At 48.3% G+C, this 21242-nt stretch carries 16 protein-coding genes; 9 read left to right on the plus strand and 7 right to left on the minus strand.

Annotation, left to right across the window (positions count from 1 at the left end):
* The first annotated feature begins 36 nt into the window (after positions 1–36).
* The 3 genes from AB0L18_RS17170 (at position 37) to AB0L18_RS17180 (ending at position 3518) form a co-directional block, all read left to right on the plus strand.
* Entirely contained in the window at positions 37–2100 is a 2064-nt protein-coding gene (locus AB0L18_RS17170) for a sodium:solute symporter family protein (RefSeq protein WP_367388538.1), read from the plus strand.
* A 238-nt stretch (positions 2101–2338) separates the two neighbouring features.
* Positions 2339–2572, plus strand: a complete 234-nt coding sequence (locus AB0L18_RS17175) for a hypothetical protein (protein ID WP_367388539.1) — start codon at positions 2339–2341, stop codon at positions 2570–2572.
* Between the two features lie 403 nt (positions 2573–2975).
* A complete protein-coding gene (locus AB0L18_RS17180; RefSeq protein WP_367388540.1) occupies positions 2976–3518 on the plus strand; it encodes a SelL-related redox protein in 543 nt (180 codons plus the stop codon).
* Here AB0L18_RS17180 and AB0L18_RS17185 read toward each other — a convergent pair.
* The 3 genes from AB0L18_RS17185 to rpsU form a co-directional block, all read right to left on the minus strand.
* Positions 3511–4179, minus strand: a complete 669-nt coding sequence (locus tag AB0L18_RS17185) for a methyltransferase (RefSeq protein ID WP_367388541.1) — start codon at positions 4177–4179, stop codon at positions 3511–3513. The genes AB0L18_RS17180 and AB0L18_RS17185 overlap by 8 nt on opposite strands.
* Before the next feature lie 154 nt (positions 4180–4333).
* Complete coding sequence (locus AB0L18_RS17190; RefSeq protein ID WP_367388542.1) at positions 4334–4771, minus strand: CBS domain-containing protein; 438 nt, start codon at positions 4769–4771, stop codon at positions 4334–4336.
* A gap of 215 nt (positions 4772–4986) precedes the next feature.
* A complete protein-coding gene (gene rpsU, locus AB0L18_RS17195) occupies positions 4987–5178 on the minus strand; it encodes a 30S ribosomal protein S21 (protein ID WP_367388543.1) in 192 nt (63 codons plus the stop codon).
* A gap of 96 nt (positions 5179–5274) precedes the next feature.
* Between rpsU and AB0L18_RS17200 the strand changes: the two genes are divergently transcribed.
* Together AB0L18_RS17200 and AB0L18_RS17205 are read left to right on the plus strand one after the other, a co-directional pair.
* Positions 5275–5868 carry a Crp/Fnr family transcriptional regulator gene (locus AB0L18_RS17200; protein WP_367388544.1) on the plus strand — a complete coding sequence of 198 codons (594 nt, stop codon included), beginning with the start codon at positions 5275–5277 and terminating at the stop codon, positions 5866–5868.
* A 69-nt stretch (positions 5869–5937) separates the two neighbouring features.
* A complete protein-coding gene (locus AB0L18_RS17205) occupies positions 5938–6504 on the plus strand; it encodes a DinB family protein (protein WP_367388545.1) in 567 nt (188 codons plus the stop codon).
* Positions 6505–6741: 237 nt separating this feature from the next.
* On the opposite strand, the gene AB0L18_RS17210 is transcribed toward AB0L18_RS17205, so the two are convergent.
* Positions 6742–7296: a transposase gene (locus AB0L18_RS17210; RefSeq protein WP_367388546.1), complete on the minus strand. Its 555-nt coding sequence runs from the start codon at positions 7294–7296 to the stop codon at positions 6742–6744.
* Complete coding sequence (locus tag AB0L18_RS17215; protein ID WP_367388547.1) at positions 7296–7760, minus strand: transposase; 465 nt, start codon at positions 7758–7760, stop codon at positions 7296–7298. The genes AB0L18_RS17210 and AB0L18_RS17215 overlap by 1 nt, the downstream gene beginning before the upstream one ends.
* A 247-nt stretch (positions 7761–8007) precedes the next feature.
* Here AB0L18_RS17215 and AB0L18_RS17220 point away from each other — a divergent pair, with 247 nt between their 5' ends.
* The 4 genes from AB0L18_RS17220 (at position 8008) to AB0L18_RS17235 (ending at position 13986) form a co-directional block, all read left to right on the plus strand.
* Positions 8008–10224: a DUF5916 domain-containing protein gene (locus tag AB0L18_RS17220; protein ID WP_367388548.1), complete on the plus strand. Its 2217-nt coding sequence runs from the start codon at positions 8008–8010 to the stop codon at positions 10222–10224.
* A 61-nt stretch (positions 10225–10285) separates the two neighbouring features.
* The gene (locus tag AB0L18_RS17225; protein ID WP_367388549.1) at positions 10286–10834 is read left to right on the plus strand and encodes a cytochrome c; all 549 of its coding nucleotides are present in this window, start codon (positions 10286–10288) and stop codon (positions 10832–10834) included.
* 33 nt (positions 10835–10867) lie between these two features.
* A complete protein-coding gene (locus AB0L18_RS17230; protein WP_367388550.1) occupies positions 10868–12469 on the plus strand; it encodes a T9SS type A sorting domain-containing protein in 1602 nt (533 codons plus the stop codon).
* A gap of 41 nt (positions 12470–12510) precedes the next feature.
* A complete protein-coding gene (locus AB0L18_RS17235) occupies positions 12511–13986 on the plus strand; it encodes a glyceraldehyde-3-phosphate dehydrogenase (RefSeq protein ID WP_367388551.1) in 1476 nt (491 codons plus the stop codon).
* A 217-nt stretch (positions 13987–14203) separates the two neighbouring features.
* Here AB0L18_RS17235 and AB0L18_RS17240 read toward each other — a convergent pair whose 3' ends face one another.
* Complete coding sequence (locus AB0L18_RS17240; RefSeq protein ID WP_367388552.1) at positions 14204–19870, minus strand: carboxypeptidase-like regulatory domain-containing protein; 5667 nt, start codon at positions 19868–19870, stop codon at positions 14204–14206.
* A gap of 269 nt (positions 19871–20139) precedes the next feature.
* On the minus strand, positions 20140–21114 hold the full coding sequence (locus tag AB0L18_RS17245) for a sodium-dependent bicarbonate transport family permease (RefSeq protein WP_367388553.1): 975 nt from the start codon (positions 21112–21114) through the stop codon (positions 20140–20142).
* Positions 21115–21242: the final 128 nt, after the last annotated feature.

Below are 21242 nucleotides of genomic sequence, written 5' to 3' on the forward strand. Positions count from 1 at the left end.
TTAACCAATACGCTTTAGTCGTTAAAGTTCCCTCCTATGCGTTTGAGTACCCTTGACTGGGGCATCATTGCCGCCTTTTTTCTTTTTTCTCTGGTAATTGGGGTCTGGACCTCGCGGCGAGCCGGCAAGGGCTTTGCTGAATTTTTCCTTTCTGGCCGTGGAATGCCCTGGTGGCTACTGGGGATCAGTATGGTAGCTACTACCTTTAGCGCGGACACTCCAAACCTTGTAGCCGATATTGTGCGCCAAAATGGGGTGGCGGGCAACTGGGTATGGTGGGCTTTCCTCCTTACCGGAATGCTGACTGTTTTCTTGTACGCGAAACTATGGCGTAGGTCAGGCGTATTAACGGATCTCGAATTCTACGAACTGCGCTATAGCGGCAAACCCGCTTCTTTTCTACGGGGCTTTCGTGCTGTTTACTTGGGGGTGGTTTTTAATGTCATGATCATGGCTACCGTCTGTTTGGCCGCGATCAAAATAGGCGGGGTCCTCCTGGGCCTGACTCCCGTGCAAACGGTCTTGATAGCCTCGGTGGTAACCGTCATTTACACCAGCATGGGAGGGCTAAGAGGAGTGATCATTACTGACTTTTTTCAGTTTGCATTGGCCATGGGGGGCATGGTTTGGGCTGCGATGATCATCCTGGATCGGCCGGACATACAGGGGCTGGATAGCCTCCTGGCGCACCCTAACCTGCAAGGTAAGCTAAGCTTTCTTCCTGATTTTAATAATTGGGAAGTGGTCTGGCCCTTGTTTATATTACCGTTAGCGGTGCAGTGGTGGTCAGTCTGGTACCCGGGAGCAGAACCTGGTGGTGGTGGCTACATAGCCCAGCGGATGCTGTCGGCAAAAAATGAGAAGCATGCGATCGGGGCAACCTTGTTGTTCAATATTACGCACTATGCACTGCGTCCCTGGCCTTGGTTGCTCATCGCACTGGCTTCATTGATCTACTATCCACTAAAAGTTGATCCCAGTCCGGCAACGCCACAAGTATACGTACATGCGGATGCTGCGGATTTTCTAAATAAGCATCTAGACGAGGAAGCTCTGCCTGTTTTAGCGCAAGGACTCGCTTACCAGGTGGCACAAAATGCAGGTGGAGAAAAGCAGGTAGATTATCAGCGCTTGGAAAAAATAGTGCAAGAACATCCTATGTCACTAGAAGTACGCTCGCTGGCTTACATCTTTTATGAAAAAAACAAAGGCACTGCCGAGCAAGCAAAGTGGACGGACCCCTTGTCGGAGGAAGGCTTGGTCTACATTCACCTGGCGAAACCCGATATCGCATTAAACAAACTGGGGCACGATCTTGGGTTTTCACTGATGTTGCAGTTTATGCCTTCTGGCTTGCTAGGACTTTTGCTCGCTGCCCTGATTGCTGCTTTCATGTCGACGATTTCTACGCACCTCAATTGGGGAGCTTCTTATTTGGTCAACGACGTATACCGACGTTTCGTTAAACCAACAGCGACGGAGCAAGAACAAGTATTGTTGGGGCGTGTGATGACGGTGGTGCTGATGGCACTCGCGGCCTTATTGGCCCTGGCGTTGGAAGATGCCCTGGCGGCTTTCAATATTATCCTGCAAATTGGTGCCGGTACGGGATTGTTGTTTATTCTACGTTGGTTTTGGTGGCGCATCAATGCCTACTCGGAAATTGCAGCCATGTTTATTTCCTTCTTCGTAGCCGTGTATTTCGAATTTTTACACCCGACTGATCTGCCTGATCATGCCCGATTGGTGTACAGTGTAGGCATTACGACCGTGGGTTGGGTAGTCGTAACTTTTCTGACGCGACCTACTGCCAAAGACACCCTCATTCGTTTTTACCGCCTCATCAGGCCGCACTCTGCTGGCTGGGATGCGGTTATTCAGTATGCGAAAAAAGCGGAAGAATTGGCCGCACCCATTCCCACCAGCTCCTTTATGCTGGAGTTGACCTGTATGTTTGCTGGCTGCTTTTTGGTCTATGGATTATTGTTTAGCACTGGCTTCCTTCTTTACGGCGCACTTGGTCAAGCAGCCATAAGTTTATTGTTGTCCGTACTGTCAGGTTGGGTGATTTACCACAACTGGTCAAAAATTCAGCAATAGCGCAGTCGGCAGTAATTTGCAACGATGCAGAGCTAAGATAATGATGTTAAAATGCTTGGGTAGACGAACTAAAATCTGTGCTAAGGAGTTTTTATGTCAAGCAATCATTTGTTGTTAAAATTTGGATTATTTATTTTTTCCAAAATATAATTCGTATTTTTAGCATCGGATGGAATAAGAATTGCAATTATGTTTTTATTTCTGTTGCCTAATCGTTTTATCATCAAACTCAATGCTCATGAATCGTAGGTCTCTCAAGCAGAGGTTATTAAGGACCCGTATTGCCCTCAAACAGACCCTAAATCGAATTTTGGACATTAACCGTAAGCGAAAAGCACTCAATGATTTAGTTGAATTCAAAGAACATTCCGCCAAATTGGAAGATGAATTGAAAGTGCTGAATCAACTAGCGTCAAATCAGGCTAGCTTAGTCAGGAAATACGAAAATGATTTGGCCGTTTCCGACGCCTAAATCAAACCAGCTTAACAGTAATGTTCGGCGAACCAATGGGGCTATCTTCAACAGAAGGTAGCCCATTTCTTTTTTGGGTATAGTCCTCCAAGGCAGGATTTGTGAATTCTGACTTGCCCTTTTCCCGTCTCGCTGCGTTAAAAAGCCTCGCCAACGCGCTGCGTTGCCTACGTTTTTTGCCTTGCGAGTCGAGAAAATAGCGGCGTCATCTTTCCACAAATCCTGCCTTGACGGACTATGAAAATGCTGCTACTCATTCTGCCAAAATCCCGGACATATTCTAACGTATTATTTGCGCTAATGATGAAGCGCTGACAAAATATCGAGCAAAATGATGAACAATTCACCACCCTCTGTTTGTTAGGTGTGCAGGAATAAAATAAACTTATTCCGTCAGCCGTATATGAACACGTTTTCAATCGACCAGGAGGTAATAAAAAGTATGCTTACCAACGAAGGGAGCAGCCTTTGGGATCTTACCTTTGAGCAACCAGTGTTGTTGGTTTTTTTGCGGCACTTTGGCTGTACGTTTTGCCGAGAAGCACTCAGTGATATTGCAAAGATTAAGCCTCGAATAGAAGCATCAGGTATTCAGGTGATTTTTGTACACATGACAGATAACAAGATTGCTGACCGTTACTTTCAACGGTATCAACTTGCGGGTGCTGTACATATCAGCGATCCAGAATGTGAATATTACGCACAATTCGGGCTGGTCAAAGGCAATTTTACCCAGTTATTCGGCTTGCAATCCTGGATACGAGGATTTCAGTCGGGTATCATTGAAGGAAATGGTTTGAGTTACAAGCAAATAGGAGATGGTTTCCAAATGCCTGGTGTCTTTGTCCTTCAGGAAGGTAAAATAAAGGACGCTTTCGTGCACCGTCTTTCGCATGATCGACCAGATTATGAAAGCTTGATTACAAATTGTTGTGAAATTAATTGATCACCATTAGATCAAGAATATTTACCGTTCGGGTAACGCCATCCCAGAGAACATCGTCAGTAACTAACCGTAGCTTATAGTCAGGGTTTTCCCCTAGTTTGCTAATAAATTCTTTGGCCATGGTGCGGGAAGGTTCGGTAAGAATAATACGTCCACCTGGACGCATCATCAGCTTAAAAGCATTTTCCAAGTCCGCAAAAAAACGCTCCTCATAAGCTACGTCAGAAGCTAGTAGTAAGTCTGTTTGTACCTCCTTGGCTGGTTGCCGCCAGTCCATTTGTAAAGTCTGGAGTGGAGCCTTTGAGTTTTGCTCCCAATTGGTTTTCAAGAACACCAAAGGCTCCGCAAGATAGTCGGTCATTAAAACGTTTGCGCTCAACATTCCTGCCACGATGCCAGGAAGACCAAGGCCGCATCCTATTTCTGTTACCTTCAAATCGGGTTGGATGATTTTCTCCCGTACCAGGTACTTACCCAGAGCGATAGCAGAATGCCATAAATCAGCCCAATAGGGAATACGCTGATCGCGATAATCTTCGTGATCTTCTCCTTTTTCAATTAATGCATCCAACAACTCATCGAGGTTGGTAATATGGGTAAGTGTTACTGCTAGACCATCCAGGTCGAGGGTAACGGTCTTGGTTTGATACGGGAAAGTCAAATGGACAATTTTGCCCCAAAGTTAATTAAGTACTTAGTATCAGGTACTCAGATGGAACGTCTTTTTAATCCAAGTACACCGTGCCCAATACCAAGTACGGTGAGGTTGGGGGCCGTAACTACTTGGTGATCAGATTATCATCCCCAACCTCACTTTAATACACACCAGTCCGCATTTCTGTAAAGGCATAGCGCAGCAGGTCGTGGGTAGTTACGATGCCGATCAGTCTGCCATCATCCAGAATGGGTAGTGCATGCATTTTGTTGGACAAGAATACGTCTGCTGCGAGGTCTATCTGGTCGTCAGGGGTCAGAAAAACAGGGTAGGCGGACATAATGTCTTGTGCAGAAAGATAATCAAACTCTTTCTGGCTGTAGGTCCGGCCAGAAGAATTAAGGCTAAGGATGTAGGTGGCTTTGGCCAGGTCTTCTTTACTGATAATCCCTTTCAATTGGTTATTAAAATCTAATACAGGCACATGGTGGAAATGGTGCGTATCAAAAATTTTCTTCACTTCTGAAAAGGTAGCGGTTTCGAATACACTGATGACGTTTTTCGTCATGATGCGCGCAACAGTATGTAGATTATCCATAACTTGTAGTCGTTGATTAATACCCACAAGTTCGTTGGAAAGCCGTGTTAAGTAAGTGATTTTTCTCAGCGATGGGGAATGAATTTTATCAGGCTCTTCTACCTGTCCTAACAGCGCAAGTCTGTTTTCTCAAATAAAAAATCCCAAATAACTGATAGCTATTTGGGATTTTCTGGCACCAAAGATGGGCCATAATAAATTAATGGTAAGCGTGCTTACTCTACGTCGCGGAATTTTGTTTCCTTGTAGATAGCCTTCAAGGTTTCATTACGACGCTTTACAGAAGGCTTCGTAAATTCACGGCGGGTACGTACTTCGCGGATGATGCGAGTATTGATAGATTTGCGCTTGTAACGCTTGAGTGCTTTGTCAATAGTTTCGCCACTGCGAACGTCGATAATTAACATAATTCCTACGAGTTATTAATTTTGCGGTGCAAAGATAGAATTATATGCTAAACATACAAGGGGTGGGAGAGATTTTTTTGCGTAATACTTATGTCCATGGCAGATAGGTCGGACCAGGCACAGTTGCGGGCGTTTTTTAATCAAACGGTAGCACTAAAAGAAGAGGTGTGGGCAGCCTGCCTTCCGGCTTGGCAGCCCTTTTCTGCCAAACGGCGTACCATCTTGACGGCGGCGGGTGAGCGAGAGCGTTACCTGTATTTTGTTTTGGAGGGTATTCAACGGGTCTTTTTTCTTACCGAAGATGGCGCCAAAGAAGCTACGCTGGTGTTTATGTACGCCCCTTCTCTAAGTGGAGTGGCTGACTCTTTTCTGGGGCAGCATCCTTCTCATTTTTATTTAGAAACGCTCACGGATAGTCGTTTTTTGCGTATTTCCTACGAGGCATTTATCGAGCAGTGTCTCACGTATCCGGAAATGAATCGCTTGGCACTGGCATTGGCCGCGAGTGCTTTTGAAGGGGTGTTATTGCGGCAAGCGGAATTGCAGACGGCCGGTGCAGAGGCTAAATTCAGGGCGCTCTTAGCGCGTAGTCCGCATGTGCTCAATTTGATTCCCCACAAATACCTGGCTTCGTATTTAGGCATTGACCCGGCCACTTTTAGCCGCCTACTAGGAAGTGTGAAATTATAAATCTTGACATTCCTCAAGATTTTTTTCTGGGAATAGCTGCTCCTTTGCGGTAGAATTAAAAAGAAGAACATGCCTGTATTTAATCGTAAGGAATTACTACAAGATTTAGAAGCCAATGTGCGAAGAGGAATTGACGTTGTCACAGCACTCCGCGCTAGTAATGATGCTCGTCTGAGTGCTCCTGGAGCAGGAGATAGTTGGAGCGTTGTTCAGCATCTGTATCATCTGAATTTTTATGCCACCTTTTACACAGCAGCCCTTGAGCGCTGTTTGGATGACACGCAGAGCAGTGCTAAGGAGACCTTCCGTAGTGGTTGGTTGGGTAACTATTTTACCAATATCATTGGTCCGGCTGAAGAGGAGCAAGCCCTAAAGGTGAAAATGAAATCACCAGCAAACGCCATTCCCCCTCACAGCAGTGAATTAGAAGTAGATGCTGAAATAGAAGCCTTTTTGGCACTTCAGAACCGGTTGTTGTACCTGCTGCAACGTGCCCGACAGGTAGACCTGGGGGCGTACCGAGTACCGACCTCTTTGAGCAAATGGGTAAGCCTGAAATTGGGGGATAGTTTCCGATTTGTGATTGCGCATCAGGAGAGGCATTTTCAGCATATTGAAAGGAATAATATCCCGTAGAGACGCGACGCATCGCGTCTCTACAGGATGCGTAACCAGATCGTATGATCGTGTTGGTACGATTGGCCCGGATCGTATGATCGTATTGGTACGATTAGCCCGGATCGTATGATCGTGTTGGTACGATCAGCCCTCTGCCCAAGAAACTACGCGTAAGGTGCCGGTAGGCACGCAACAGCAAAGGATGGCAGCGGTTCCGCTCCTTAGAATCGGGTTTCTAGGTAAGTACGTAAAAAATTAATATTCCATTATTTTGACATCGGAATGCCTAAAAGCCGCACGGATTCTATCTGGCATCATCGCTAAGTATTCCAGCCCAGCCTCTACCGTTTTGTGAAGCTGGCTCTTAGTTTTGCACCAGCGGTGCTTTAGGAATTCCGATTTCAAGAAGTTCCAAACCTGTTCGTCAGGGTTGTACTGGGGGCAGTATACAGGGGTTGAATAGAGTTGTAAGCGATTACGTGCTTGTGAATCTGATCGTAAAAAATGTTTTAGCTCTTTACTCTTGTGGATACTTGCATTGTCCCAAATGATATTGAGTTGACCTTCCATTTTGTTCAGGCAAAGTTTTAAAAAAGCGATGATCTGCTTCGTGCTAATAGCAGTGCGGTAAACCTCACTAAACAACTCTCCTCGTGGTGTTATGCCGCTAATGGCATAAACTCTTTCAGTTACACTGTTTACTTCCTTGAGTACCGGACTATGTCCAATCAATTCATAGACTTTAGTAGAACTAGAGGCACTACAAAAGCTGCTCTCATCTACAAAAACGATGTTTTGATCTGGCTCCATTAGTTTTTTTTTAGCTCCGGGATTACTTCTGTTTCGTAATAAGCTATTTGTTCAGAACGCTGTCTAGTGTCTTTGACTTGAGGCTGCTTAAGACTGTAACCTAGTCTGGTCATTAACCTACTAATATGAGGAAGGCTATAATCTACTTGGAAACGAACACTTATAAAGGATTGAATCCTCATCCGAGTCCAACCATCGCTTGGAAAACCATTGGCCTTAGCTCCTTTGGCTAGCAACCTCTTCAATTCTTGTCGCTGATGACGTTTAAGCTTTGCTGGTCTACCACTAGGCTTGCCTACTTTGTAGTTTTCTACACCATTCGCGGATTTGATTTTGGCAAGCGTATGGCTTATTCCTGCCTGGGTATAACCCGTCGCAAGGGCAATATCTTTTTGTGTTAATCCCTGTTCCGCAAGGCGATAAATGATTTTGTGAATATGTTCTTTGTGCTCAGTAGCTGTCACGACTTAAGTATTTGGTACACAAGAATATACAAAATATATTTGTACTTACCTACATACCCGATTCTAAGGAGCGGAATGAGCGTACAGCCAGACCACCGCCCTTAGGCTGGTGGTGATGCAAATAAATTGAAAATTCCGACCTTTGTGTTTTGGAACTCATGAGGAGGTTTTTGTGTTGTGGCTCACAAGCTCACTTTACATGAACTTTGTGAGCGTCCCTGACGGAAAAAACGCAAATTATACCACCATGAATCGTCTTGTTCTGACCTTGCTCAGTGGCCTGCTTGGAGTGGCTGCTATGGCTCAAAGTGAACGCCCCAACCAATCTTCTCATCAACTCGGCATTCAACGTTCTATTGACAACATTCAACTGGATGGCGCTTTGTCGGAAGCTTCGTGGGAGCAGGCAATGGTAGCAGATGGGTTCTGGGAAAAAGACCCGCGTGATAATGTACGGGCAAGCCTGAAAACGGAAGCTCGGCTGACCTATGATGACCAGTTTTTGTACGTAGGGATTGTCTGTTACGATACCAGCCAAAACCATATTATTCAGACCCTGAAGCGAGATGCTGGTTATTGGGAAAGCGATGCCGTAGCGATCACGCTGGACCCCGTAAACGAGGCCACAAATGGCTTTATGTTTGGGGTAAACCCTTTGGGGGTGCAGATGGAGGCCCTCTTGGGCGGCGGTAGCGGCGATGGTAATTGGGACAATAACTGGGACAATATCTGGTTTGTAGCAACCCAGCAGTACAGTGACCGCTGGACGGTAGAGATGGCCATACCATTTAAGACCTTACGCTACGAAGCAGGTACCACCGAGTGGGGCATCAATTTTTTGAGGAATGACATCAAGCACAATCAGTTTCACGTATGGGCTCCGATTCCGCGACAATTTTGGGGGATAGATCAGGGATATTCTGGCAAGTTGGTGTGGGATACAGCACCGCCGGTAGCCAAGGGTAATGTGGCGGTGATCCCTTATTTGTCAGGGGCTTATCAACAAGATAAGGAAGCGGAATTACCCGAAGATCTTGAAGATTTTGTAGGCCAGGTAGGGGCGGATGCCAAGATTGCGCTGAGCCCTTCTCTCAATCTGGACCTGACGGTGAACCCCGATTTTAGTCAGGTAGATGTAGATGTACAGCAGACCAACCTGACGCGATTTAGCCTGTTTTTTCCAGAACGCAGAAACTTTTTCCTGGAGAATAGCGACCTGTTTGCCAGCTTTGGTATCCCTCCGGCGCGGCCGTTTTTCAGTCGGCGGATCGGATTGGATGAAGATGGACAGGCCGTACCCATCACCTTTGGAGCTCGCCTGACGGGCAATGTGACCGACGATTTGCGCATCGGTGTGTTGGGGGTGCAGACCAAGGCCAATGATGTTCAGGCTGGGCAAAACTATGTGACGGCCGCTTTCACGCATCGCGTGCTGGAGCGTTCTACCGTCAGGGGGATGTTTACCAACCGGCAGGCTTTTGCCAATGGTGAATTCAGTACCACGGATTATAACCGCAATGCCGACCTGGAATTTAACTACCAGAGTGCTGATGGAACCTGGTTGGGCTGGACGGGCTACCACCGTGCTTTTCGGGAAGGTGTAGCGGATAAGCATACCTTTTATAATATGGGGGGAGCTTATACTGCCGCTAACTTTAATGTTTTACTGGATATGGTATCCGTAGGGGAAAACTACTTTGCGGATGTAGGTTTTGTCAATCGCCTGGAGAATTACGATGCCCTGCGGGATACGATCATCAGGAGGGGATACAAGATTCTTTACACGCCTGTTTCTTTTACCTTATTGCCGGCCGCAGACTGGTTGCAAAACTTGAATATCATCGTTGAGAACGCACTTTTCCTGAACGATGACTATAGCCTGAATGAAAGAACGACCTCCTTGATTGGCGAAGCTGTATTCCCGAATTCTTCTCGGTTTGTTGTCGGGGGAACCAGCTTTACGACGGACTTATTGTTTCCTTTTGATTTTACAGAGGGCGACCCACTACCTGCTGGCCGCTACAACTACCTGGACTACGGCATGAATTACACTTCCGATCAACGCAAGCGGTTTGGCTTCAATTTGCGGGCCGAGTCGGGTGGTTTCTACAACGGCCAGCGTGTTTTACTAGGAGCAAGTGCGCAGTACCGCGTACAACCCTGGGGGAATTTTACCTTTTCGGCAGAGTATAACCGGCTGAAGTTTCCTGAAAATTACGGCGAGCGCGAGCTGTGGCTCATTGGCCCACGGGCAGAGGTGAATTTTTCCAAAAACCTCTTTTGGAACACTTTCGTGCAATACAATACCCAGGACGACAATTTCAACATCAATAGCCGATTGCAGTGGCAGTTTAAACCTTTGTCGTGGTTGTTTTTGGTCTATACAGACAACTATGCGGTGGAGGTTTGGGGGCCTAAAAACCGGGCCTTGGTACTAAAGCTGAATTATTGGCTGGTTCTGTGATCCAGAACACGGAATACCAATCGTGAGGTACTGATCTTTGGTGTTGAATCAACACCCATTGATGATGCAAAAGATAATTGCTCCATTCATTTTCAAGCAGAGGGCTACTTGGAGCCGTATTAGCCATACTGTAAGCTTGCTTGTAGCGGCCCTTTTCCTTGGAGGAATAACATTTGCTTGCCAATCAGAACCAGCTAATCAAGAAGAGGTACTCACTGCCGAAACACTGGCCGACTTGGCGCAAATTATTCCACTGTCGGAAGAAGAAGGTGCGCGCTTACTTAAGCAAAACTGTTATTCGTGTCATAACCCTGAGTCGGCTTCGCATGATGATATGCTGGCTCCCCCTTTGGCGGGCATAAAACACAAGTACCAACAGCTTTACCCCGATCGCAATGTTTTTGTGCAACGTTTAGCTTCGTTTACGATAACACCCACCGAGGAAAACGCGGTCATGCGCGGGCCGGTACGTCGGTTTGGACTGATGCCTCCGGTAGCTTTGCCTTTAGCGGAGGTGCAGCAGTTGGCGGCATTTATTTACGATCACGACTTACCCGTACCAGCATGGTTCCCCGAACATTTTAAGGAGCAACACGGCGAAGCTTGGTAGGTACATTTTTTAAAAAAATCAACACATTTCAATATGCGTATATTATTTAGCCTCGCCCTTGTCATTACTATGGGCGGGATACTTATGGGCCAGTCTTTTAACTACTCGGTGGCCCTGGAGCCCATTGCGATCGACAATTTGGGCGGCCTTCAATCCTTCGCGCATGGCGAGTACGATGGCCAGTGGCTGATCGTAGGCGGGCGGCTGGATGGCTTGCACCGTCGGCAGCCATTTGCCTCCTTTGATATTGCCGGGCACAATGATCAACTGATCGTGGTAGACCCTGTGCAGCAGCAGCGTTGGGTCGCCAGTTTGGAGACTTTGCCCGCAGCGCTTCAGGAGCAATTGCGCGCTACCAATCTTGAGTACCAACAGGAGGGGGATTATCTCTACGTGTTGGGGGGCTATGGCTTCAGTAATTTGGAGAACGACCATACGACCTTCGGTCAGATTGCCGCGATCCATGTGCCGGGAATTATCACGGCCATCAAGAACAATGGAGACTTGAACCCCCATATTCGCTATCAGGCAGTGGAGGACTTTGCCGTTACTGGCGGGCAGTTGGATAAAATTGGGGATACCTACTACCTGGTGGGCGGACAAAAATTCATTGGTCGTTACAATCCTCACGGGCCGGATCATGGGCCTGGATTTTTTCAGGAGTACACCAATCAGATTCGCCGCTTCCAATTAACAGATGATGGCAATGAGCTGACGATTACGATGCTGACACCTTGGACCGATACCGTCAACTTACACCGCCGCGATTACAACCTGGCGGCCCAAATCATGCCGGATGGTACGCCGGGACTGACGCTATTTTCCGGCGTGTTTCAGTACGAGCAGGATTTACCCTACCTCAGCAGCGTCAATATTACCGCCAATAGCTATCAAGTACAGGCTAATTTTGAACAGTACTTTAATCACTATCACTGTGCTCACGTCTCGCTGTACGCGGCTTCGACCAACGAAATGCACACCGTGTTTTTTGGTGGGATGGCGCAGTACTATCAAGACGGTAACGACCTGATGCAAGACGATAATGTACCTTTTGTGAATACCATTGCCCGTGTAAGCCGAATTGCGGATGGCACCATGTCGGAGCACAAACTAGAAGAAGTGATGCCTGCTTTGCTGGGGTCTGGTGCTGAGTTTATTGCTTTGCCAGGTTTACCAATGTACGAAAATGGTGTTTTGCAAATGGATCAACTCACTGCTGATACCATGGAGTTGGGTTACATCTTTGGTGGTATCAGCAGTAGTGCGCCTAACATTTTTTGGGTAAACGATGGCACCCAAAGTGTGGCCAGTAATGTCATCTACCGCCTCAAGCTGATCAAGAAGGTCAGTACCTCTGTGGAGGACATCACAGATGGAGACCTCGACCTGAAAGTTTTTCCAAATCCTACCACAGGAACGTTCACTATTCAGCTAAACGTCAGGAAATCCGCGACAGTAACTGTATCTTTGCGCGATATAGAGGGGAAAGTTGTGGTAACGGATACCATTAAAGGCGTCCAACCCGGTACTTTCACCTGGCAAAACCAAATTATACCACCACTGACGGCAGGCGTTTACCTCCTAACCGTTTCAACTGATGACCAGCGCGCCAGCCGTAAAGTTGTGGTAGAGTAGAGACGTGATGCATTGCGTCTCTACTTTAAAACCACCACCACATGTTAGTTGAAAAAGCTCCGCAAGCAGTACGTGTTGATGCAGCACTGGAAGCATGGCGCCACGAAGAAAAGCAGGCGTTAGAACTTTTACAGATCGTTGGCGATCTACGTTTTGATCGCGCCATTGAGTTGGTATTGTTCCGCGAGGATATTTACGATGCCCGACCAAGCGCACTGCTGAATGACCACCGTTTCGCAGAAAATTATTCGGCGGAGGCACTCCACATTACCGAGACACTGGCTTTGGCCAAAGCCATTCGTGACCTGGAAGACCTGCCTGCTGCCCGGATAGATTTAGGCAAGCTAGGGCTGGAATGGCAAGCAGAGGCCAAAAACTATCCCGATTTGGCCGCCTTCGTTGGTGATAAAATGAACCACCTGCGGGGCGCAGCTCCCCTCAATGAAGATGGTCGCGACATTGTACTTTACGGCTTCGGTCGTATCGGCCGCCTGGTTGCCCGCCGGATCATTATGTCTACCGGCCGGGGAGAGCAGCTGCGACTAAAGGCGATCGTGATTCGCCCAAAATTGGCGGACCGTTTTGCAGAAGCAACCAAGCGTGCTTCCTTACTGGCCTCCGATTCCGTGCACGGCGAGTTTCACGGCCTGGTAGAAGTAAGCCCCGACGGCAACGAGCTGATCGTCAACGGCAATCACATCCAACTGATCTACGCCGGATCACCCTCCGAGGTTGATTACACGAAATTTGGCATCCAGGACGCACTCTTGATCGACAATACCGGCGTTTGGCGTGATGATAAGGAACTGAGCACTCACCTGCGTCCAGGTATCGCCCAGGTGCTTGTGACGGCTCCCGCCAAGGGCGATGTACCCAATATCGTCTACGGCGTCAATGAGCCGGAAGACTTTTCGCAAAGGCAAATTTTCAGTGCTGCCTCCTGTACCACCAATGCCATTGCGCCGGTGCTAGCAGTATTGGAAAAACAGTTGGGGATTGAGCAAGGCCACATTGAAACGATCCATTCCTATACCAATGACCAAAACTTGCTGGACAACTTCCACAAGAAACCTCGCCGTGGCCGCGGAGCACCCGTAAATATGGTACTGACCTCCACTGGAGCCGCTACTGCCGTGGCTAAGGTGCTGCCCAAATTGGCGGGTAAGCTCACAGGCAATGCCATTCGCGTACCCACGCCTAATGTGTCACTCGCCGTGTTGAACCTGCAACTCAAGCAGCCAACCACCGTGGATGACCTCAATAATTACCTCAAAGCAGCAGCTTTGGAAGGCGACTTGGTAGAACAAATCCAATATTCTTCCTCCACGGAATATGTGTCTAGCAACGCGGTAGGCACCACTTGTTGCTCGGTGGTCGATGCGCCGTCAACCATCGTTTCTGCCGATGGCCGCAATGTTGTGCTCTACGTTTGGTACGACAACGAATATGGGTACACCTGTCAGGTCGTTCGCCTGGCCAAGCATTTGGCGCGAGTACGTCGGTACAGGTATTATTAACGGAAGTTGATCCTCCTGTTTTAAGGCCATGCCAGTAGCGGTAGGTAAATATTGTAGAGCTGCGATGCATCGCGGCTCTACAATATAACCCTCTGCGTCTCCGCGTCCCTGCCTGCCAGCAAGCTGGCCTTGCAGGCAGGGACGCGCGAACTATATTTGCAGGCTATTTCCATCAATCCCAGGTTCGGCGTCGGTTGCACCTACGTCGCCACTATCATCATTCAATCCTCACCCCCTTCATCCCCTCCCGCCCAAAGAAAACAGGGAAGTACATCTGCTCCGCTTTCGCCGGGTTCAACTGAAATTGGCCAGTAAACCTCGGCTCCAGCTCAATGAAGTAGTTGTAAGTGCCGGGTTCGAGGTGCTCACAGAAAATGGCGACTTTATTGCGTAGGTATTCGCGGTAGGTTTCGGTGTAGCCGCGAATGCCTTGCTTGCTTCCGTAAGAACAGCCTGCCGGGATGGGAACTTCCAGGAGCAGGTAGTCGGTCGCTTTTTCTACTTTTAGTTCCACCTTCAGGAAGGCGGGACGGCTTTGCTCCAACTGGTCGGTTTCCTGGTTTCCTTGCCAGAGGCTACTGGTGACGATGAAAGGTCCTTCTACCCGTTCGGGCTGTGGGTTCCAGCGTTGTTGGTAGGCCGTGAGGAAGGTTTGCCCTATCCCCGTTTTCTGGATGCGAATGGCTTGGCCCGCATCAATGGTCACTTGTTGTGGAAAGGAATCCCAAAGGATGTTTTCTTGTGCGCTAATGACCAGCTGTTGTTTGAAATTGAGGGCAGTGTCTCGGCGATATTCCTCCAGTAAATCGGGTAGAATAGTGCGTAGGATGAGGGCGGCCTCAAAGGTGTTGCGGTAGCCTGCTCGCCCGTGATAACCTGGGCTACGGTGCCGTTGTTCCAGAAAGAACTGCCGAATGGGAGCAAGTGCTTCGGTTACTCCTGCTGCCCTATAAGTACGGTAGGCAAGCAGGTTGTATTGTTGGTAATTGTGATAAAAACCGTAGCCATCTTGTCCCCAGTAATGCCCACCGAAGAGGGTTTCCTGACGGTATTTGGCCAAGGTGTCCAACTGGAAGGGGAGGCCCTGTTGAGCTTGGATCAAGGTGGTGGTCAGCGTGGTCCAATTGAGGTAGGGCAGGGTGTCGTAAGGCGTCAAGAGTGCCTCATAGTCCATGTTTTGCCCGATTTCGGAAAACAAAGCGATGGCTTCCAGGCGAGAAGTTCCGCCAAGGCTATTGAATTGGTTGGTCAAGAAAATTAGGCCTTTTTCGAGAGCTTCCGTTTCGTAACCTGCTTCCTTGGCTGCGTGCAAGGCACGGATCACGTAAATGGTCATCCACTGATTGCGTGGACTACCGCCCCACCAACCCCATGAACCATCTGGTCGCTGGCGTTGCCGCAAGAGGGCGACCATTTTCTGGATAGCTTCTTCACCCGTAAAGGTTTGGCCAATGGCTTCCTGAATTTCTTTGTGCATCAGCAAGGCCAGCAGTCTACTGGCGCTTTGTTCATTACAGCCGTAGGGATAATCAATCAGTGCTTCGATCTCCTCCAGCATCACGCGCAGCATATCGGGCTTGGCGTAGATAGTGACCGGCCCGTCTTCCGGTGGGAAACTTAGCTCAATGGTTGTGTCGCCCTGTAAGCGGTGGAAAGCGCCAAGGGTTTCTTCCGTTCCCACTTTGAAAATAGGGATAGAACGTTCTTCACCATCCTGGTAGTTGCCGGTTTGGAGGGTGTATTTGGCTGTAAGGCTATCCCTACCTTCCAGGGCGGTATAACTAACCTCGTCGGTAATGCCGTCGATGAGTTGGTGTTCTTTTTGGAGCAATGACACCCCTTCTACCTCCAATTGGGTGCTGATTTGGAAGGTGTCGTTGGTGTAATTGACGCTACTTCCTACCAGATCAATTTGATCACCGGGCAGCAGAAAACGAGGCAGGAACAATTGGGCCAGTACGGGCTTGAAAGCTGCCGTTTCGCCGTACCATGCACCAGCCCGTTTGCGGTCGTCCATGCCCAGGACGAAGGTCTTCCACTGGGTGATATCATCCGGAAAAGTGACTTGAAAGTAGGCCTCGCCTTGTTTGTCGGTGATCAGATCGGTGACCCAAAAGCCGTAATCGCGAAACTCGGTGCGCAGGCCGCTGCCGCTGAGTAAAAGTTCCGCACCGGGTAGGGCGGCACTTACGCGGACACCATCTATGTAGTAGTAAGTAGCCGCATCGCGGCTGCCACGAATGTTGATTTGATCACCATCGGCAACACTTATGCCCGCCGTTGTTGCTGCCAGGGCATTGATGTTGCGGGTGGGGAGACGTTGGATTTGGATGCCAGAAAGGTTGCCGGAAAGGATAGTGCTAGTGGTATTGTCTTGCCTGATTACGGGTGAATAGCCCGTTACAACAATTTCCTCTAAAAGAATACCTGCGCTACTCAGTGCAACTTGTTCGCCTGTTTTCCCTGCCTTAGCCTGTTGGGTACTAAAACCGGTATACGAAAATTGCAGGATCGCATTGGCATCGGGTACCCAAAGTGCATAACGGCCATCAATATCCGTTGTCGTACCTATTTCAGTACCCGCAAGCAAGACCGTCGCACCAATGAGTGGCTCACCTTCTTCGTCGGTTAAGACCCCCGTTGCCAGATAGCCAATATCCTGATAGATGTTGTTGGCAGGTCTGGTGTTTTGATCAGTATAGGTTATGAAACTGGGCTTTGCTAATTCGTAGGTGTACAACTCTTTGAAAAGATCAAGGGTGGTATCTTGCTCGAAGGCAACACCACGAAAATCCAGTACTTGCAACTGCTGGGGGTAGATCCAACATTTTCGTTGAGCGGTATAACCCGCCGGAGTAATCAGGGTAAGCTTGTAATAACCCTGTGGCAATCTCGCAAAATAGCGGTCGCTGGCCCGGTAAATGCTGTATTCCCCATTGACGTTTTGCAGGCTTATGGCGGCCAGGGTAGAATCATTTTCCTGTCCATAGAGGAGCTGCAGATGACCGCCATCCATGTCGTAATGCCAACCACTGCGAAAAAGCACCCTTTTCTGTAAAGGAGAGGAAGCCATGATGTCTGATGGTCTCAGCGCGAGCTGATTCAGCGCAGGGTGGGGGAGCACTTCCGGCAAGTCGTACCTGGTTTTCGCCACCAGAAAGGCGTCGCTGTAAAGCCGTTCCCTCCCACTTCTGATCTCGTAAATGTAGCCTGGTTCGTAAAAGAAGCGGTTTCTTAATCCATCCCGCTGTAAATAGGTGAGGTATTGGTTAGCTGGCACAGGCCCGATCACTTTGGGATTGAGATTGGTGTAAGCATTGTTCCATTGGTAGATTTGGGTGCTGTCGGAATAGAGATAACTAACAGATCGCCTCTCCTCTTTTCTGATGCGGATCATTTTCAAATTGAGCAAATCTTTCTCTCCCTGGCTAAGGTGTTTTTCGGCGGCTGTTCGCTTAATCCGCGAGCCATAAACCGGGTGGAGGCCAAACGTTTTTGCGTCAAGCGCAAAACTCAGCTTGTGGCCTGCTTTTACATACACACTATCGATCCGGTACTCGGCTTCGAGGGTGCGAATACGGATTTGATTGTAGCCAGGGCGAGCGTTGAAGGCGTAGCGACCATCGTCCTGACTGTAATGACTGTACACCAGCTCCCTGTTTAGATAGATCAAATAGATCGGCTGCAACTTGTGGTCTTCCACCAGGTAGGGGCTGATCTGTGGGTTTTGCAAATAAAACGAATCGGCGAGGATGGTATCCTGCTGCTCGAAAACCCCTAGTTCCGGATAACGGATTTGGTAGTACAGCATGGTGTCAAGCGCAAATCGTTGGTACCATTGCGGACTGATGGACGTAATATGTTGGTTACTGACGGCTTGCAAATTAAACTGATGCCGCTGTTTGAAGCCTTTGCGGTTTTTGTAGGTGATCTGAGGCGGGGTAAGATTTTGTAGTGAATTGAATTGAGCATTGACGGCACCGGCGACCATCTCTACGCCTTTGGCGGGACGATCCATCTGGTCAGTAGCCTGTATCTTTACCTGCACGGTCTGGCCGGGAATAATTTGATCCGGCAGTTCGGTACGGAACTGCAATTGGCGGGCATAAGACTGAAACGTCTGCGTTTTGTTGCGAGCCACCCCGGCCCAGGTATACTGAATATCCAGTTGGTATTTTTTCTGTGCTTGGGCTGCCATTCCCAGAAGGGTATCTTGTCCTAAATTACCTTCCGCAATACCTTGGGCCCCTTCATAAAGCTGGTAAGTGATGTTGACACCGTGTGGATTGATGAATTGAAGGAACAAGGAATCACCTGCGTGTTGCCCTAGGGTTTCCACGCCGCTTGCTTCTTGACTTATGCTCAGGGGATATCGAAGCTTATTGCTGGTTTCCAGGAGGTAGTTGGTGACAAATGGGTCGAGCTTTTCCTGGTGGGGAAGGGTCACCGTTTTATTTTGGATAAAAGGAGGGATGCTGCGATTTATTGCCAAAGTTGCTGTTTGGCCAACGCTGCTGTCCGCTTCCTGGTAGGTAAACTGCCACTGGCCCTGTTGGAGAGAATGTTCAACTTTTCCGGAGCGGTACAGGTAGGTAAAATGACCTGACTTTTGTGCTGATTCTCCACCAGCGGTAGAAAAGAAGGCCTCTATTTTAACCGAGTAATCAGCGGGATAAAGCAAGCTATCGGGTAACCTTATTTTAGTATCCTCCCGCAAGCTTAGGTCTTGCTGATAAGTCCAGAGGGTATCCGGTATCATCAGCGAATCTGGTTGGATGTCCGTGACGTGCTGCCGCAATGCCACCAGCTCTACCGCTGCGCCAGGAAGTGGGTTGCCGTTTTTGTCTTGCCCGCTGGCGCTAATCAGGATGGGTTCACCAGGGCGGTATTGCTTTTGAGGAATGTCAAACTCAAAGGAAGCTGCATCCAACTCGTAATCTTCTAAATGGAAGGAGGCCGTTTTTTGGCCGTATTTACTTTTTTTGGGCACCGAAAAGTAGAGTTGATACGTCTGGTCAAGCCTCAAGGAGTCGGCCAGCAAGATTTCGGTGGTGAAAGCACCTGGACGGTTCGGTTCGAGTTTCCTATCGATTATTTGTTGGTACCGATAACCTTTCACCTGCAATTGAATCGGTTTGTTGAATGGTCGGCCACTGCGTTTGGTGAGGTAGGTTTTGAGTTGCAGCGTATCACCAGGCCGATAGCGGGGCTGACTGAGGGCGATGTAGCCTTTGAGGGTACGGTCTTTTTTTGGGAATGGCCAGATGCGCCGCCAGTTGAGGTACCAGTTGCCGTGCCCAATACCGCGCTTAAAGTAATGGTAAGTGTTTTTAGCAAAACGGTAAGGCGTACTCAAAAAATAACCAACTGGCGTACGAAAGAAGCGCCGCCGCTGGGGCTTGATTTTGTTGTAGGCTACCCGATAGAAGAGTGTATCGCCGGGCATTTCGATGCGTAGCCAGCCATTGTGGCGCGGCTTTTTAGTACGATAACTTTGCAATTCTGCTTGCCAGGGGATTTGCTCTTCGTCAAAAAGTAGGCGACCATTTGCGACAAGCAAGCTATTGGTATCCCTTACTTCTATTCGAAGATGATTGCCATCGGCAATTTGCTGTACGCCGTATTGGTGTACACTGTGTTGCTGGATATTCAGACCTTCCCTTGCCGCCTTGACCAGCAAATAATGACCGATAGCAAGGGCCGGAATCTCCGTTTTAAAAGAATCCACCAATTGGTAAAGAAACGGATCACTGTACAGATCTTTTCCTTGGTATTGATAAAGTGTTTGCGCCTCGTCGGCCGTAATTTGAAAAACGTAAGTGTACTCCGATTGCTGTGCAGCTAGGAGGAGTGGGAGCGCGAGAAGGAGGGAGATGGCTTTCATGGTATAAAAGTAGAGCTTATTCCTTCTAAAACGCAGTAGCATTGATTAATCGCTGCCTGTAGGGGTGTGGTGGTACTCGCTGCGCTCGTGGGAGTGCTCTCCCGACGAAAGGTCGGGATCGCGGGGGTGTTCGTTCCGATACTTCAGAACGAACACTTCTACTCCTTATCCTCCACAAACAGACAAGGTACCCCTGCTATCATCATAGCAACCCCACCGATAATAAGTGCAAAGACCTAAGCATACCCCCAAAAAAAACTTGGGAAAAACTACACCACCGCAGCCCCCAATTGAATCAAATAGAGGTAAATCGGCATTCCCAAGGTAATGTTAAAGGGAAAGGTAATCGCCAGTGCCATAGGTAAATAAAGACTTGGATTAGCTTTAGGAGCCGCCAGTCGCATGGCTGCCGGTACCGCAATATACGAAGCACTGGCAGCAAGAATTGACAACAAAAAACGGTTGCCTGTGCTATCGCTAAAGGTATCACTGGCTAGTGCTACCACACAACCATTGAACAGTGGAATAACAATGGCGAACGCGAAAGCAAACCACCCTTTTTTGATAAATGCAGCAATTTTTTTACCACTGGTAATTCCCATGTCCAAAAGGAAAACCGCAAGAAAACCTTTGAAAATATCTGTCGTAAAAGGTTTGATCCCTTCTGCTTGTTGCTCGCTGGCCAGGAGGCCGATGGCCAAGCTACCAAGGATCAGCAGTACACTGCCATTGGTGACGGCGTGGCGAACAATCTTACCCAGAGCAGGCTTTTCCGCACGTTCTTTATTGTAAATAGCTATCAGCAATACGCCCACGATAATCGAGGGTGCCTCCATCAATGCCATCACTGCTACCATATGTCCACCAAAAGGAATCTGCTCCATTTCCAAAAAGGAGATCGCCGTTACGAACGTTACCGCACTTACCGACCCATAAGAGGCGGCTATGGCACCTGAATTGTAGACATTGAACTTGCGCCGAAGCAAGTAAAAAGTATACAGTGGGACGATGATGGCTAGTAGAATTCCCGCTGCAATTGACCAGAAAATTTCCATGTCCAATTGGCTGTGAGAAAGTTCCTGGCCGCCTTTGAAACCAATGGAAAGCAAAAGATACAGCGAAATAAATTTGGAAGATCCTTCCGGTATTTCCAAATCACTTTTCAGCTGAGTAGCCAAAATACCTAGGAAAAAAAACAGCAGTGCAGGGTTACTTAAGTTGTCAATCAGTAGATGTAAATCCATTATAGACATAAAGGGTTATGGGCAAGCTATTGCCGATGAGAAAAGAATAAAGATGGAGGAGGGAAAATCATGGAGCATTCCTGCAAAAAGAATGCTCCATAAGGATTAGTCTGATAGTTGGGAGGAGG

The sequence above is a fragment of the Lewinella sp. LCG006 genome (assembly GCF_040784935.1).
Classification (GTDB): Bacteria; Bacteroidota; Bacteroidia; order Chitinophagales; family Saprospiraceae; genus Lewinella.